Source organism: Bradyrhizobium sp. CCBAU 51745 (assembly GCF_028128715.1).
In the GTDB taxonomy this organism is placed as follows: domain Bacteria; phylum Pseudomonadota; class Alphaproteobacteria; order Rhizobiales; family Xanthobacteraceae; genus Bradyrhizobium; species Bradyrhizobium manausense.
Genome location: NZ_LBJP01000085.1, coordinates 101,787 through 116,051, shown reverse-complemented (window position 1 = coordinate 116,051; position 14,265 = coordinate 101,787). Strand labels below are relative to the sequence as shown.

15 protein-coding genes are annotated in these 14,265 nt (G+C 64.8%); 9 read left to right on the top strand and 6 right to left on the bottom strand.

Features of this window, described 5'->3' with window-relative positions; translation table 11 throughout:
* Nucleotides 1-5: 5 nt before the first annotated feature.
* From XH98_RS26195 to alkB, 8 genes are all read left to right on the top strand, one after another.
* Complete coding sequence (locus tag XH98_RS26195; RefSeq protein ID WP_083514502.1) at nucleotides 6-929, top strand: branched-chain amino acid ABC transporter permease; 924 nt, start codon at nucleotides 6-8, stop codon at nucleotides 927-929.
* Complete coding sequence (locus XH98_RS26190) at nucleotides 922-1,842, top strand: branched-chain amino acid ABC transporter permease (protein WP_220003718.1); 921 nt, start codon at nucleotides 922-924, stop codon at nucleotides 1,840-1,842. Before XH98_RS26195 ends, XH98_RS26190 begins: the two co-directional genes overlap by 8 nt.
* Nucleotides 1,832-2,563, top strand: coding sequence for an ABC transporter ATP-binding protein (locus XH98_RS26185; protein WP_271601921.1), 732 nt, complete (start codon nucleotides 1,832-1,834; stop codon nucleotides 2,561-2,563). Before XH98_RS26190 ends, XH98_RS26185 begins: the two co-directional genes overlap by 11 nt.
* Nucleotides 2,553-3,272 carry an ABC transporter ATP-binding protein gene (locus XH98_RS26180; protein WP_271601922.1) on the top strand — a complete coding sequence of 240 codons (720 nt, stop codon included), beginning with the start codon at nucleotides 2,553-2,555 and terminating at the stop codon, nucleotides 3,270-3,272. The genes XH98_RS26185 and XH98_RS26180 overlap by 11 nt, the downstream gene beginning before the upstream one ends.
* Before the next feature lie 42 nt (nucleotides 3,273-3,314).
* Nucleotides 3,315-4,664 carry an amidase gene (locus tag XH98_RS26175; RefSeq protein WP_271620347.1) on the top strand — a complete coding sequence of 450 codons (1,350 nt, stop codon included), beginning with the start codon at nucleotides 3,315-3,317 and terminating at the stop codon, nucleotides 4,662-4,664.
* Nucleotides 4,657-5,343, top strand: coding sequence for a DUF2848 domain-containing protein (locus XH98_RS26170; protein WP_271620346.1), 687 nt, complete (start codon nucleotides 4,657-4,659; stop codon nucleotides 5,341-5,343). The genes XH98_RS26175 and XH98_RS26170 overlap by 8 nt, the downstream gene beginning before the upstream one ends.
* 280 nt (nucleotides 5,344-5,623) lie before the next feature.
* The gene (locus XH98_RS26165) at nucleotides 5,624-6,373 is read left to right on the top strand and encodes a 2OG-Fe(II) oxygenase (RefSeq protein WP_271620345.1); all 750 of its coding nucleotides are present in this window, start codon (nucleotides 5,624-5,626) and stop codon (nucleotides 6,371-6,373) included.
* A 9-nt stretch (nucleotides 6,374-6,382) separates the two neighbouring features.
* Nucleotides 6,383-7,036, top strand: a complete 654-nt coding sequence (alkB, locus tag XH98_RS26160; RefSeq protein WP_271620344.1) for a DNA oxidative demethylase AlkB — start codon at nucleotides 6,383-6,385, stop codon at nucleotides 7,034-7,036.
* Nucleotides 7,037-7,125: 89 nt separating this feature from the next.
* Here alkB and XH98_RS26155 read toward each other — a convergent pair whose 3' ends face one another.
* The 6 genes from XH98_RS26155 to hpaH all read right to left on the bottom strand — a co-directional run bounded on the left by XH98_RS26155 (nucleotide 7,126) and on the right by hpaH (nucleotide 13,519).
* Nucleotides 7,126-8,751, bottom strand: a complete 1,626-nt coding sequence (locus tag XH98_RS26155) for a thiamine pyrophosphate-dependent enzyme (RefSeq protein ID WP_271620343.1) — start codon at nucleotides 8,749-8,751, stop codon at nucleotides 7,126-7,128.
* Between the two features lie 26 nt (nucleotides 8,752-8,777).
* Nucleotides 8,778-9,647, bottom strand: coding sequence for a fumarylacetoacetate hydrolase family protein (locus XH98_RS26150; protein ID WP_057752961.1), 870 nt, complete (start codon nucleotides 9,645-9,647; stop codon nucleotides 8,778-8,780).
* Nucleotides 9,648-9,650: 3 nt separating this feature from the next.
* Nucleotides 9,651-10,634, bottom strand: coding sequence for a 3,4-dihydroxyphenylacetate 2,3-dioxygenase (hpaD, locus tag XH98_RS26145; RefSeq protein ID WP_271620342.1), 984 nt, complete (start codon nucleotides 10,632-10,634; stop codon nucleotides 9,651-9,653).
* Nucleotides 10,635-10,758: 124 nt separating this feature from the next.
* Nucleotides 10,759-12,297, bottom strand: a complete 1,539-nt coding sequence (gene hpaE / locus XH98_RS26140; protein ID WP_271620341.1) for a 5-carboxymethyl-2-hydroxymuconate semialdehyde dehydrogenase — start codon at nucleotides 12,295-12,297, stop codon at nucleotides 10,759-10,761.
* The gene (locus XH98_RS26135; RefSeq protein WP_271620340.1) at nucleotides 12,290-12,688 is read right to left on the bottom strand and encodes a 5-carboxymethyl-2-hydroxymuconate Delta-isomerase; all 399 of its coding nucleotides are present in this window, start codon (nucleotides 12,686-12,688) and stop codon (nucleotides 12,290-12,292) included. Before XH98_RS26135 ends, hpaE begins: the two co-directional genes overlap by 8 nt.
* Before the next feature lie 24 nt (nucleotides 12,689-12,712).
* Nucleotides 12,713-13,519: a 2-oxo-hept-4-ene-1,7-dioate hydratase gene (gene hpaH, locus XH98_RS26130; protein WP_271620339.1), complete on the bottom strand. Its 807-nt coding sequence runs from the start codon at nucleotides 13,517-13,519 to the stop codon at nucleotides 12,713-12,715.
* A gap of 111 nt (nucleotides 13,520-13,630) precedes the next feature.
* Between hpaH and hpaR the strand changes: the two genes are divergently transcribed.
* Complete coding sequence (gene hpaR, locus XH98_RS26125; protein ID WP_057752966.1) at nucleotides 13,631-14,149, top strand: homoprotocatechuate degradation operon regulator HpaR; 519 nt, start codon at nucleotides 13,631-13,633, stop codon at nucleotides 14,147-14,149.
* Nucleotides 14,150-14,265: the final 116 nt, after the last annotated feature.

Here is a 14,265-nt window from a genome sequence, read left to right as displayed (position 1 = left end):
TGCTGATGTTGACCTACGCGTTGGTCGCCGGCGTCCTGTTCGGGCTGTATTTCAGCCTGGTCGGTATGGGGCTCAATCTCGTCTTCGGCGTCATGCGCATCGTCAACCTTGCGCATGGCGACGTCTTGATGCTCGGCGCCTTCGTGGCGCTGGGCGTCGTCACCCTGGCCGGAATCGACCCGCTGTTTGCGGTGCCGCTGGCATTCGTGCTGTTTCTGCTGGTCGGCACGCTGCTTTATTGGGTGCTGGTGCCGCGTCTGCAGGGATCGGCAAATCCCGAGATGCTGTCGATCATCCTGTTCTTCGGCCTGTCGCAGGTGGTCGAAGCCATCACCACGATCTTCGCCGGCACCAGCGAGCGCTCGATCCAGAGCCGGCTGCTCGGCACGGTGTTCTCGACCATCAAGGTCCAGCTGTTCGGCGGCAAGCCGCAGAACGGTCCGATCCGCATCCTCGGCCAGGGATTTCCCGCGCCGTGGGTGATTGCTGCCGGAATCAGCCTGGTCGCGATCGGTCTCGTTTACGTCTATCTCTATCGCACGCGGCTCGGCACCTTGACGCGCGCCGTGATGTCGCGACGCGACGAGGCGCTGGCCTCGGGCATCGATGTCGATCGTGTCTCGGCCGCGGCGTTCGGAATTGGACTCGGGCTTGCTGCGGTTGCGGGCGTGTTTGCGCCGTTCATGTTCGGCTCGATCACGCCGGCCTTCGGCGCGGACGCGACGGTGACGTCGTTTGCGATCGTCGTGCTGGGTTCGCTCGGCAATCCGCTCGGCACGGCCCTCGGCGGTGTCGTCTATGGTGTCTGCTATATGCTGGTGCAGACCTATCTCAGCTCATGGGCGGACCTTCTGCCCTATGTGCTGCTGATCCTGATCCTCTTGCTACGTCCGAGCGGCCTGCTTGGAAGGCGGGTGCGCGTTGCCTAATGCCGTCAAGCATGTGCTGTTCATTCTGGTGCCGTTGATCGCCGTGTTTGCGGTGTTGCCGGGCCTCTACCAGAACCATCTGCTGTTGTTCAATTTCGTCACGTTCCTGATCCTCGCGCAGGGCGTCAACATCATCTACGGCTTCACCGGCTATTTGCCGTTCGGCTATGTCGGCTTCTTCGGGGCCGGCGCCTACGGATTTGCGGTGCTGGTGATGCATTATCAGTCGCCGGCGCTGGTGGCCGTGCTGGCGGCGGGGCTGGTCGGTGTGCTGCTCGGCCTGCTGCTGACACCGCTGTTGCGGCTCTCCGGCGCCTATTTTGCCATTGCCAATCTCGCCGCGTCGCTGGCTGTGCTGCACCTGGTCGCCAATCCCGCATTGGAGGGCATTACCAAGGGGCCGTATGGCGTGTCGCTGACGGGCACGTTCAACCCCTCGCACGCCTATGATGCGGCGCTGGTGGTGCTGACATTGACGGTGGGCGGTGTCGTCTTCCTGAAGAATTCGAGCTTTGGGCTTGCACTGCAGGCCGTACGCGAGGATTCGGTGAGCGCGTCGATGGCGGGGGTCAACGTCGTCAAGATGCGCATCGCGGCCTGGCTGGCCTCGGCGCTGGTGGCGGGGCTCGCCGGCGGCATCTATGCCTGGTACGTGTCCGTGTTCTATCCCGACAATGTCTTCAGCGGCGAGTTCAGCATCTTCGCGATCGTCTTCGCGCTGTTCGGAGGTGTCGCGACGATCTCCGGTCCGATCATCGGCGTCCTGATCCTGTACGGCGTCTACAATCTGATCGGGTTCACGACCCCGCAATATTTCCAGCTCATCTACGGTCTTCTCATCATGGGGTTGGTGTTGTTCCTGCCGGCAGGGCTGGTCTCGCTGGCGACGCGGAGGGGCTGGCATGTCCCCTGACACAAAACCCATTCTCAGCGTCGATAAGCTGGTGAAGCGCTTCGGCGGTTTCGTCGCGCTCGACGGCCTCAGCTTTCATGCCGCGCCCGGCGAGGTGCTGGGGCTGGTCGGTCCGAATGGTTCGGGCAAGACCACGGCGATCAACGTGATTTCGGGTCTCTACGCCCCCGATGGCGGCGAGGTCGCTTTCGATGGCGAGCCCATCGGCGGCATTGCGTCCCACAAATTGGTCCATCGCGGCATCAACAGGACTTTCCAGGTGCCGAAGCCGTTCATGTCGCTGACCGTGCGGGAGAACGTCAGGGTCGCCCTGGCCTACGGCCACATTGGCGGAATGCCGCCGGCGCTCGATGCGCTGCTCGACGAATATCGTTTGGACGCGGTCGCCGATCGGCCGGCAGCCGATCTCAACAGCGCGCAGCAGAAGATGCTGGATCTGGTCCGCGCCCTGGCGACGCGACCGCGCCTGCTGCTGCTCGACGAGCTCGCCGCCGGGCTCAATCCCGCCGAGCTCGACTGGATTGCCGAGCGGATCAAGCAGCTCGCGGCAGGCGGCATGTCGATCATCGTCGTCGAGCACCTGATGGGCTTCATCGAGCACATCACCGACCGCGTCATCGTTCTCAATGCGGGACGGGAAATCTTCGAGGGTAAGCTCGCTGCGGCCGTGAAGGAACCGCAGGTGATCGAGGTGTTTTTGGGAGGCGAGCATGCCGCCTGAAGCAACACCTCTTCTCCAGGCGCAAGGCGTCGATGCGGGCTACGGCACCATGCAGGTGCTGTGGGGCGTCGATCTCGACGTCAAGTCCGGCGAGACGGTCCTGCTGCTCGGCGCCAACGGTGCCGGCAAGACCACGTTCCTGAAATCGCTGGTCGGCCTGGTCGAGGCCCGTCACGGCAGCATCGCGCTCGGCGGCCAGGATATCGCGCATATGCGCTCCAGCGACCGCATGAAGCTCGGCATGACCTACATGTCGGAGCTCGCGGTGTTTCCTGACCTGTCGATCGAGGAGAACATCCTGGTGGGGGCCCAGGCGCTGGGACATGCCAACCCGCGCCGGCGCCTCGACGAACTCTATGGCCTCTTTCCCGTGCTGCGCGACAAGCGCCGCGACGCTGCCTCCAGCCTGTCAGGCGGGCAGCGCAAGATGCTCGGGATCGCCAAGGCGCTCGCGGCCGAGCCGAAGCTTCTCGTCATGGACGAGCCTTCGGCCGGGCTGTCGCCGCTGTTCGTCAAGGAGGTTATCCGTATCCTGAACGGCCTGCAGGGGCGCGGGATCGCGCTTTTGATCGCCGAGCAGAATATCGGTTTCCTTGAAGTGGCAACCCGCGTATTTGTTCTGGAAGGCGGGCGCATTCGCTTTTCCGGCACGGTTGCCGAGATGACCGACAACGAGGCGCTGCGGCGCGCCTATTTTGGATTGAAATAGCGCGGCAGCGTTTTGGCCGCGCCCGACGCAGGCGAACCAGACATGCCGAACGCCCCGACCCTCGCCACACTGGCCGACGATCTCGAAAGTGGCCGTACCACCTCCCGAAAACTGGTCGAGGCGTGCATCGCCAGGATCGCCGATCCCGCCGGCGAGGGGCAGCGCACCTTCATCCATGTCGACAAGGACGCCGCGCTGACCACCGCCGATGCCATGGATGCCCTGCGCAAGGTGAAGGCGGCGCCCTCGCGCTATGCCGGTATCCCGATCTCGATCAAGGATCTGTTTGACATCAAGGGACAGACCACGCGCGCCGGCTCCCGCGCGCTCGACGATTCCGATCCGGCCGAGCACGATGCGGCGGCGGTCGCGCGGCTGCGCAAGGCCGGCTTTGTCGTGATCGGACGCACCAACATGACCGAGTTCGCCTATTCCGGCATCGGTATCAATCCGCACTATGGGACACCTAAAGGCGCCTGGAACCGGGCCGAGGGGCACGTGCCGGGCGGCTCGTCCTCGGGCGCGGCGGTCTCCGTGCTCGACGGCATGGCCCATGGCGCGCTCGGCACCGACACCGGCGGCTCCTGCCGCATTCCCGCGGCCTATAACGGCATCGTCGGCTACAAGCCGACGCAGCGCCGCGTGCCGCTGGACGGCTCCGTGCCGCTGTCGTTCTCGCTCGACAGCATCGGCCCCTTGGCGCGCTCGGTCAGTTGTTGTGCCATTCTCGATGCGGTGCTGGCGAACGAGCCGGTCACGGCGCTCACGCCGCGTCCCGTGAAGGGCATGCGGCTGGCCGTGCCGACCACGGTTGCGCTCGACGATCTCGACGCTCCGGTCGCGGAAACCTTCGAACGCGCGTTGAAATCGCTCGCCGATCACGGCGCCATCATCGAGCGCATCGAGATGGCCGAATTCCACGACATCGGCCCGATGAACGCCAAGGGTGGCTTTGCGGCGTCCGAGAGCTATGCCTGGCATCGCTATCTCATCACCTCCAAGGGCGACGTCTACGATCCCCGCGTCTACGTCCGCATCATGCGCGGCGAGGCGCAGAGCGCGGCCGACTACATCGATCTGCTCAACGAGCGCCGCTCGCTGATCGCCCGCGTCAACGCCCGCATTGCACCCTACGACGCGCTGGTGCTCCCGACCACCGCCAACACGCCGCCGAAGATCGCAGATCTCGCCGACGACAAGGCGTTCACGACGCAAAACCTGCGCGCGCTGCGCAATTGCACGCTGATCAACGTGATCGACGGCTGTGCCATCTCGCTGCCGGCGCATCGCGAGGGCGAGGTTCCCGTCGGCCTGATGCTTGCCGGAGCGGGCGGCTCGGACCGCCGTATTTTTGAACTTGCTGCCGGCATGGAGGCCGTCATTCGTGTTTGATCTGACCTTCACCATCGACGCGCAGGACACCACCACGCCGCTGACCTTGGCGATCGACCAGATGGTCATCGCCGGATGGACCGGCCGCGATCCTGTTGCGCGCGACAAGCACATTGCCGAGCTGCAGGAGATGGGTATCGCCCCGCCGGCCTCAACGCCGATCTACTACCGCGCCTCGGCGCGGCGGCTGACCCAGGAAGACAGCATTGAATGCACCGGCGGCGATTCCTCAGGCGAGGTCGAGTTCGTGCTGGTCGGCTGGCAGGGCCGCATCTTCGTCGGCTGCGGCTCGGATCACACCGACCGCAAGGTCGAGGCCTACAGCGTCACCGTGTCCAAGCAGATGTGCGACAAGCCGATCGCCTCCACGCTGTGGGAGCTCGAGGATGTCATCGGCCACTGGGACAAGATGATCCTGCGCTCCTACGCCACCATCAACGGCCAGCGCGTGCTCTACCAGGAGGGTACGCTGGACGCGATGCTGCCGGTGGCCGAGCTCATCGCGCGGGGCTTCGCGGGCGGCAAGTTCCCCGACGGCTGCGCCATGTTCGGCGGCACCTTTGCGGCCAAGGGCGGCATCCGCCCTGCGGAGCGCTTCGACTTCGAGCTGGAGGATCCCGTGCTGAAGCGGATCATCAGGCACGGCTACGAGGTGGTGACGCTGCCGGTGCGGGGCTGAACTCTCTCCGCGTCATTGCGAGGAGCTCTTGCGACGAAGCAATCCAGACTGGTTCCACGGAGGGATTCTGGATTGCTTCGCTCCGCTCGCAATGACGGGCCGAGATAGTCATCGGAAATCGGGTGGCCGCGGCTGCTCGAACCTGCGACACACTCTTCGTCATTCCGGGGCGCGCCCTCTTGGCCGCGAGCCCGGAATCCATCGTGCGGCAGCGCCGATGGATGAATGGATTCCGGGCTCGCGACTGCGTCGCGCCCCGGAATGACGAAGGATGATAGCAATGGCCATCGCAAAACGTGTTCCCGTCGGGTTCGATGAAACGACCGAAATCGCCACCCATGTCGACACCCTCGACTGGCCCCAGATCACCGCCGAACTCGACTCCCACGGCAGCGCCGTCCTGAAGAGCGTGCTGACGCCCGATCAATGTCGCGCCATCGCCGCGCTCTATTCCGACGACGCGCACTTCCGCAGCCGTATCGTCATGGGCCGCCACGGCTTTGGTCGCGGCGAGTACAAATATTTCTCCTATCCGCTGCCCGATCCGATCGCGGAGCTGCGCCCGGCGCTCTATAGGCATCTGCAAGGCGTCGCCAACCGCTGGAACGAGGCGATGGGGATCGACATCCGCTATCCGACCTCGCACGCCGCGTTCCTGAAGCGCTGCCATGAGGCGGGGCAGGCCCGGCCGACGCCGCTGCTGCTGCAGTACGAGGCCGGCGATTACAACTGCCTGCATCAGGACCTCTACGGCGAGCATGTGTTCCCGCTCCAGGTCGCGATCCTGCTGTCCGAGCCAGGCCGCGATTTCGCCGGCGGCGAGTTCGTGCTGACCGAGCAGCGGCCACGCATGCAGTCCCGCGCCGAGGTGGTTCCACTGACGCAGGGCGACGCCGTTGCCTTTGCTGTGCACCATCGCCCGGTGCAGGGGACACGCGGCACCTACCGCGTTAATCTGCGCCACGGTGTCAGCCGGATCAGGTCCGGCCAGCGCCACACGCTGGGTGTGATCTTCCATGATGCCAAATGAGCGGAGCCATTGACGGCTGATTTGTTCGACAGCGTTGCCGAAGCCCAACCGTCGCGCGAGGAGATCGCGGACGGCGCCGTGCTGCTGCGCGGCTTCGTCAGGCCGATCGAGGGCGAGCTGATCGAAGCGGTGCGCGCCATCGTGGTGCAGTCGCCGTTCCGGCGAATGACCACGCCCGGAGGCTACCAGATGTCGGTGGCCATGACCAATTGCGGCGAGCGCGGCTGGATCACCGATCACACCGGCTACCGCTATGATCCCATCGATCCGCGAACCGGCGCGCCATGGCCGGTGATGCCGCCGGTGTTTCGCGATCTCGCCCGCCGCGCGGCGGAGCAGGGCGGCTTCAAGCACTTCGCGCCCGACGCGTGCCTGATCAACCGCTACGAGCCCGGCACGCGGCTCTCACTGCATCAGGACAAGGACGAGCTGGACTATTCGGCGCCGATCGTCTCGGTCTCGCTCGGCCTGCCCGCGGCCTTCCTGTTCGGCGGCCTGGCGCGCGCCGACAAGCCGCGTCGCTTTCGCCTTGTGCATGGCGATGTCGTGGTGTGGGGCGGGCCGAGCCGGCTCGCCTATCACGGCGTCGCGCCGCTGGCCGAGGGCGAGCACGGGCTGCTGGGACGTATCAGGATCAATTTGACGTTCCGCCGGACGCGCTGAAAGAGCGGTCGTTCCGGAGCGATGCGAAGCATCGAATCCGGAACCTCGAGATTCCGGGTTCGCGCTTTCGCGCGCCCCGGAATGACGGACTAGGGCTTCTGCGGGTGAATGAACGCCCACGGGCTGACTTCCGAATCCCTGGTCACCTCGATCGAGATCAGATACGGCCCGCGATGGGCGAGCGCCTTCTCCATCGCGGACTTGAACTGGTCCGGCGCCGTGACGCGCGCGGATGCCACGCCAAAGGACTCCGCCAGCTTGACGAAGTCAGGATTGACCAGATCGGATGCCACCACCCGGCCGTCAAAGCGTTCGCGCTGGTCGCGGCGGACATTGCCATAGGCGTTGTTGTTGAACACCAGCGTCACCACGCCGATGTTGAACTGCACGGCGGTGGCCAGCTCCTGCACGCCGAACATGAAGCCGCCGTCGCCGGTAATCGCAACCACCGGCGTGTCGGGACTGGCGACTTTGGCCCCTAACGCCGTCGGGAAGCCCGAACCGAGCGTGCCCTGATAGCCAGAGGTGATGAAGGTCCGCGGCTGGTAGATCGGAAAGCCGTACCAGGAGGCGAAGCCGAACTGCGACAGCTCGTCGGTGACGATCGCGTTCGCCGGCAGCACCTCGCGCAAAATGTTGAGATACGCCATCTGCGGCTGGACGCGCTGGATCTCTGCCAGCGCCGTCGCGGTCGCCTCGCGGATCGCCCCGCGGCGGCCGGCGATCTTGCTGTAGCCGACCTTGCTGACGGCGGCGACGAGATCGGCGGTCGCGGCCTTGGCATCGGCAACGATGGAAGCGTCCGAAATGAAGCGCCGCATCTCGACGGGATCGATATCGATCCGGATGCTCTTCAATCCGTCCGGCCGATAAGGCCAGCGCGACATCGTCGGCAATTCCAGCCGCGTGCCGATGCCGATCATCAGGTCCGTCTTGGCCCATAGCTTGTAGGCGGCGGCCATGGTCAGGCCAAGCTCGTGCGCATTGGAGACGATGCCGCGGCCGCTGCGGAAGGCGACCACGGGCGCATCGATCATCTCGGCGAGCTCGAGGATTTCCTCGCCTGCCTCGATCGCGCCGCTGCCGACGAAGATCATCGGTGCTTTGCTGGCCTTGATGAGCGCTGCGGCCTGCTTGATCGCATCGGGGTCTGGGAGCGGCGCGGGCAGGGGCTCCAGCACCTGCGCAGCGGCGGTGTCCGCGCGCTGCGTAAAGATATCCCAGGGCATCTCCACCGAGGCGGGGCCGCGTCGGCCGGACATCATTTCCTGGAAGGCGCGCGCCACCGTGGTCGGTGCATTGGCAGGAGCTTCGATTCTATCGGCCCATTTCACATAGCTGCGCAAGGTCGCGAGCTGGTCCGGCATCTCGTGCAGATGGCCGCGCCCCTTGCCGAGAAACTGCGTCGGCACTTGTCCGGTGACGCACAGCACCGGCTCGTTGCAGCCGAAGGCGGTGAGCAGCGCTGCGCTGGCATTGAGCACGCCGGGGCCGGGCACCACGCTGAACACGCCGGGTCGGCCGCTCGCGCGCGCATAGCCAAACGCCATGTAGCCGCAGGCCTGTTCGTGCCGCGCGCCGATCACCTTGAGCTGAGCCTGGTGGAAGGCGTCGAACAGGCCGTAGACCTGCGCGCCCGGCAGGCCGAACACGGTGTCGACGCCATGGGCGACGAGCCCGCTTACGATCGCTTCGCCGCCGGTCAGGGTGGTCATTGCATCATTCCATTCGTGTTGTTGTCTTAGGCTTCGTCGACGACGCCGTTGCGTAAAACTCCGATACCCTCGGCCGCGACCTCGATGACGTCGCCGGGCTTCAGGTAGCGCGGCGGATCGAACCGCGCACCCGCGCCGGTCGGCGTGCCCGTGACGATGATATCGCCGGGGACCAGCGTCGCGAAGGTCGAGATATAGCTGATGAGATAGCGGAACGGAAACATCAGCCGGCTGGTACGGTCGTCTTGACGCAGCTCGCCATTGACATGCGTGGTCAGCCTGATGTCTGCGATCTGCGCTTCCCTGATGTAGGGCACCAGCCACGGCCCGAGGCTGCCGCTGGAATCAAAGTTCTTGCCTTGCGTGACGTTGAATTTTGCGTGGCGCAGCCAGTCGCGCACCGAGCCTTCGTTGCAGAGCGTCAGCGCGGCGACGTGATCGAGCGCAGCGCTCTGCTTGATGTGCCGGCCGGCCTTGCCGATCACCAGCACGATCTCGCCTTCATAGTCGAGCTGCGCGGACGCGCGCGGGCGCACCAGCGGCGTGTCGTGGCCGACGAAGGAGCGGGGCGAGCGCATGAACATGCTCGGATATTTCGGCGCCTCCTGGCCGTCCTTGTATTCGGCGTTGCGGTCAGGATAGTTGACCCCGATGCAGATGATCTTTTCCGGCGCGGGCACCGGCGGCAGCCATGTGATCTCGCCGAGCGCGTGAACCGGCGTACGGCTGGCGGCCTCTTCGGCGAGGGGCACGTGCTTGCCGGCGGCGATCACCTCGCGCAGCGTCGGATAGTCCTTGGCGTAGCGCGCCGAGAGATCGACGATGCCGCCCTCCAGGACGGCGCCGTAGCGGGTTTCACCCTTGACGGAATAGGTAGCGAGGCGAGGGAGTTTCATCGCTTAATCCGCCACCAGCACGTCGGCGACGAATTTCGGCTCCCGTACGGCCTGGCCGGTGAACGGCGAGCCCTGTTCGAACCAGGAGCGGGGGGCAGGTGCGCCCCACAGCGTCTGGCGGCGCGGGTCGCGCAGCGACCAGCGTAGCGGCTCGTGGTCGTGATCCCCGGTAAAATAATCGCTGGTGTAGAGCTCGAGGCGGTGGCCATCGGGATCGCGGACGTAGAGGAAGAACGCGTTCGAGATGCCGTGGCGCCCGGGGCCGCGCTCGATGTTCTTCACAAAGCCCTGTGAAGCCATCACGTCGCAGAGATGGATGATGTTCATCGCCGTCGGCGTCCAATAGGCGAAGTGGTGCAGGCGGGGGCCCTTGCCATTCGTGATCGCAAAGTCATGGACGTTGCCCTTGCGATGCATCCAGGCGGCGGCGATGCGGCCGTTCGGTCCATCTTCCTCGGCGTATTCAGTGAGGCGGAAGCCGAGCCGCGCGTAGAAGTCGACAGTGTCCTGCACTTCGGCGGCGAAGACGTTGAAATGATCGAGCCGCTGCGGGTGGCAGCCTCGGTAGAGGTCGTAGCGACGCAAGAGATGCGGCCGCCGCTCCATCGAGGCATAGAGCTCGATCTGGAAGCCGAAGGGATCGGTGAATTGCAACGTGCGCCCCTGGAACGGCTGATCGACGAAGGCATGGGCGAGGCCGTTTTCGGACAGAAACTTTGCGGCCTTGTCGAGATCGCCGTCATTGCCGACCTTGAAGCCCAGCCGGGCGCAGGCCGGCGCCGCAGCTTTCCGCAGCACCAGCGAGTGGTGCTGATGCTCCTCGGCGGCGCGCAGGTATACGACGTTGTCGTCGGCATCCTCGACATGCAGACCGACGGTGATCTCGTAGAACTCGCGGCTCAGCTTCAGATCGGTGACGTCGAGCACGACGTGGCTCGAGCGGATGATGTTGAACGGCGGCTCGAAGATATGGTGCGGTACGGGCATTGGCGTTTCCCCTCTTGTCATTCCGGGGCGTGCGAAGCACGAACCCGGAATCCATCACGCGGCAGAGTTGGTGGATGAATGGATTCCGTTCGATGCTTCGCATCGACCCGGAATGTACCGTTTCCTAAATTCCCAGTTTCTGAATCTTGTGCGTACCCCGCGCCAGCGAGACATGCTTGGTTTCCATGTAGAAGTCGAACGAGTAATCGCCGCCGTCGCGGCCGATGCCTGAGGCCTTCATGCCGCCGAACGGCGTCGGCAGATGGCGGACGTTCTCCGAGTTCAGCCAGATCATGCCGGCTTCCAGCGCGTCGGCGACGCGCAAGGCGCGGCCGACATTGTTGGTCCAGACATAGCCGGTGAGGCCATAGCGGATGTCGTTGGCGATCTCGATGGCGTCGGCTTCGTCCTTGAACGGCAACACGGTGAGGAAGGGGCCGAACACCTCCTCCTGCGCCACGCGCATCCTGCCGTGCGCGCCTGTCACCAAGGTCGGCTCGACATAATGTCCGCCGCCCGGACCGTCATAAGCCTTGCCGCCGACGGTGATGGTCGCGCCGTCCTGGCGCGCGACGTCGAAATAGGAGCAGACCTTTGCGAGGTGCCGCTCGTGGATCAGCGGCCCGATCTCGGTGGCGGGATCGAGGGGATGGCCGACTTTCAGCGCCTTCACGCGCGCAGTCAGCTTCTCAACGAATTTCTCGGCAATGTTCTGCTGGATCAGCAGGCGGCTCGACGAGGTGCAGCGCTCGCCATTGAGCGAGTAGATCATGAACACGACGGCATCGAGCGCGCGGTCGAGATCGGCGTCGTCGAACACGATGACGGGGTTCTTGCCGCCGAGCTCGAAATGCACGCGCTTCAGCGTCGGCGCGCCCTGCACCATGATCGCCGAGCCCGTCGCACTCTCACCGACGAAGCCGATCGCCTTGATGGCGGGGTGCTCGGTCAGCGCCTTGCCGGCCTCTTCGCCCAAACCGTGCACGGTATTGAGCACGCCGTCGGGCACGCCGGCTTCCTTGACCAGCCGCGCCAGAATGGCCGCCGTCACCGGCGACCACTCGGCCGGCTTGTGCACGACGGTGCAGCCGGCGGCGAGCGCGGGGGCGATCTTCCAGGTCGAGAGCATGAACGGCGTATTCCACGGCGTGATCACGCCAACCGGGCCGATCGGCACGCGGGTCGAGATGTTCCAGTGCTCATCGCTCGGCGTGTTGAGGCCGTCGCGCGCCTCGGCGCATTTGTCGGCGAAGAAGCGGAAGTTCTCGGCGGCACGGATCGCGGCCTTGGCCATGAAGCGATAGGCTTGTCCCGTGTCGATGCATTCGAGGACGGCGATGTCCTCGGCATTGTCCTCGATTGCATCGGCAACGCGATGCAGCAGCTTGCGCCGCATTACCGGTCCCATGTCGCGCCAGGACTTGAAGGCAAGCGCCGCGGCGGTAGCCGCGGCATCGATGTCCTCGGCGTTGCCGCGCGCAACGCTTGCGAGTGTCGCGCCGTCGACCGGGGACTTGGTCTCAAAAGTCTCGCCTGATATCGACGGCACGATCTTGCCGTCGATCATGTGACCGATGCCGTCCGCCCTGAGTGTCTTCAGCAGCGGCGCGACGCGGTCGCGATTGGCCTGGAATACGTCGGCTTTCGGAGCGGGCTTATCCATGGGCGGCTTCCACTTTCAGGGCGTCGTGGATGTTGTTGCGCTTCCAGCTGGTGTCCTTGTCGTTGATCTGCATGTCGAACGACAGAGCGAACTTGCTGGCGGCGAAGACCGGATCGAGATGCTTTGCGAGCGCCTGGAAGACGTGCTCGCCGGCTTTCCGGCGGGTCGGCAGATCGCGGCCCTCGCCGATGCGCAGCACCATGTCGAGGAAGCCGTAATCGTGCCTGCCATCTGCGATCGCGTAATGCTCGCATTTGATGGCGCGAACACGGATGCCGCCGAGCGGGAAGATACCGGTCTCGACCGCCGCTTTGCGCACGACCTCGCACACCGCGCCGATGTCGAGGCGGCCATCGAGATTGGCCGAATATTCGATCGTGAAATGCGGCATGGCGGTTTCACTCCTTAGGTCGTCTTAAGCGAAGTAGCAGCTGACCGAGCCGTAGGCACCGTAATCGGCTTGAATTGTGTCGCCCTTGCGGGTCTCGATCGGGCGGATGAAGGAGCCGGCGAGCACGACCTGGCCGGGCTCGAGCGCAAGGCCGAGCGTCGCGATCTTGTTGGCAAGCCAGGCAACCGCGGTTGCGGGATGATTGAGCACGCCGGCGGCAAGGCCGGTCTCTTCCAGCTGGCCGTTCCTGAAGCAGAGCGCACCGATCCAGCGCAGGTCAGCCTCGAGCGGACGGATTGGCCGCCCGCCGAGCACGATGCCGGCATTGGCCGCATTGTCGGCGATGGTGTCGTAGATCTTGCGCGTCGCCTTGGTCTTGGCATCGACGCGCTCGATCCGCGTGTCCAGGATCTCCAGCGCCGGCACCACGAAGTCGGTGGCGTTGAGCACGTCGAACATCGTGCAGTCCGGCCCCGCCAAGCGTTTGCTCATGACGAAGGCGAGCTCGGCCTCGATCCGCGTCGCGATGAAGCGGTCGGTCGGAACGATCCCGCCATCTGTGAAGAACATGTCGTCGAGCAGCACTCCGGAATCAGGCTCGTTGATGTCAAGCGCGCTTTGCATCGCCTTCGAGGTCAGGCCGATCTTGTGGCCTTTGACGATCCGTCCCTCGGCGATCTTGATGTCGACCCATGCCTTCTGAATCGCGTAGGCATCGGCGATGGTGATCTCGGGGAAATCCTGCGACAGCTGCCGGATCTGCACGCGGGTCTTCTCCGCCTGGTGCAGACGGCCCGCGCAAGCTTGGATATCGTCGTTGGAAAGCGCCATCCGTGATCTTACAAAACCTGGTGCCCGGAGATGCTTAACATGTTAAGTGAATGCGTCAAACACAAATCGGGCTTGCTGCACTGCAAACGTTTGGTGGTCTGAAAGGGTATCATGGCGAAGAGACCGGCTGATCCGATCAGCGCAAGCGCGCCTGCCGCCCGGCAAGTGCCGATGCGCGACTTCTCGCGCTCGCTGCCGATGTCGCTGCTGCGGGCGCGCGAGGCGGTGATGCGGCAGTTCCGTCCCTCGCTGCGCGAGCATGGCCTGACCGAGCAGCAATGGCGTATCCTGCGCGCGCTCGCCGCCATCGAGGCCGCCGAGGTCACGGAACTCGCGCGCACCGCTTTTCTCCTGGGGCCAAGCCTCTCGCGCATCCTGCGCGATCTCGAGGCGCGCAATTTGATCGAGCGCAGGACGGCGAAGGCCGACCAGCGCCGCAGCATGGTCTCGATCTCGAAAGAGGGCGTGAAGCTGATGGCCTCCGTTGCGCCATCCTCGGAAGCGATCTATGCGGAGATCACGCGGCGCTTCGGCGCACGCAAGCTCGCTGAATTGCAGGAGATGCTTGCAGAGCTCGAGCGGAGCCTTGCGGAGCTTGGCGCGAGCGATGAGGCAAGTGCCGAGGAGTGAAACCAGATATGCGCGCCAGCGCGGCAACAGCCATGGACATTGCCGCCGTTTTTCGCTCAAAGTGCCGCCCAAGCTGATCCGTCCAAAATCGGCACCGGAAGGCAGGATCGCGCTGT

Excerpts from the sequence above, each read along its gene's own strand:
- XH98_RS26195 (WP_083514502.1), top strand. The coding sequence starts at position 6 with ATGTTGACCTACGCGTTGGTCGCCGGCGTCCTGTTCGGGCTGTATTTC.
- XH98_RS26185 (WP_271601921.1), top strand. The coding sequence starts at position 1,832 with ATGTCCCCTGACACAAAACCCATTCTCAGCGTCGATAAGCTGGTGAAG.
- XH98_RS26180 (WP_271601922.1), top strand. The coding sequence starts at position 2,553 with ATGCCGCCTGAAGCAACACCTCTTCTCCAGGCGCAAGGCGTCGATGCG.
- XH98_RS26175 (WP_271620347.1), top strand. The coding sequence starts at position 3,315 with ATGCCGAACGCCCCGACCCTCGCCACACTGGCCGACGATCTCGAAAGT.
- XH98_RS26165 (WP_271620345.1), top strand. The coding sequence starts at position 5,624 with ATGGCCATCGCAAAACGTGTTCCCGTCGGGTTCGATGAAACGACCGAA.
- XH98_RS26155 (WP_271620343.1), bottom strand. The coding sequence starts at position 8,751 with ATGACCACCCTGACCGGCGGCGAAGCGATCGTAAGCGGGCTCGTCGCC.
- XH98_RS26150 (WP_057752961.1), bottom strand. The coding sequence starts at position 9,647 with ATGAAACTCCCTCGCCTCGCTACCTATTCCGTCAAGGGTGAAACCCGC.
- hpaD (WP_271620342.1), bottom strand. The coding sequence starts at position 10,634 with ATGCCCGTACCGCACCATATCTTCGAGCCGCCGTTCAACATCATCCGC.
- hpaE (WP_271620341.1), bottom strand. The coding sequence starts at position 12,297 with ATGGATAAGCCCGCTCCGAAAGCCGACGTATTCCAGGCCAATCGCGAC.
- XH98_RS26135 (WP_271620340.1), bottom strand. The coding sequence starts at position 12,688 with ATGCCGCATTTCACGATCGAATATTCGGCCAATCTCGATGGCCGCCTC.
- hpaH (WP_271620339.1), bottom strand. The coding sequence starts at position 13,519 with ATGGCGCTTTCCAACGACGATATCCAAGCTTGCGCGGGCCGTCTGCAC.
- hpaR (WP_057752966.1), top strand. The coding sequence starts at position 13,631 with ATGGCGAAGAGACCGGCTGATCCGATCAGCGCAAGCGCGCCTGCCGCC.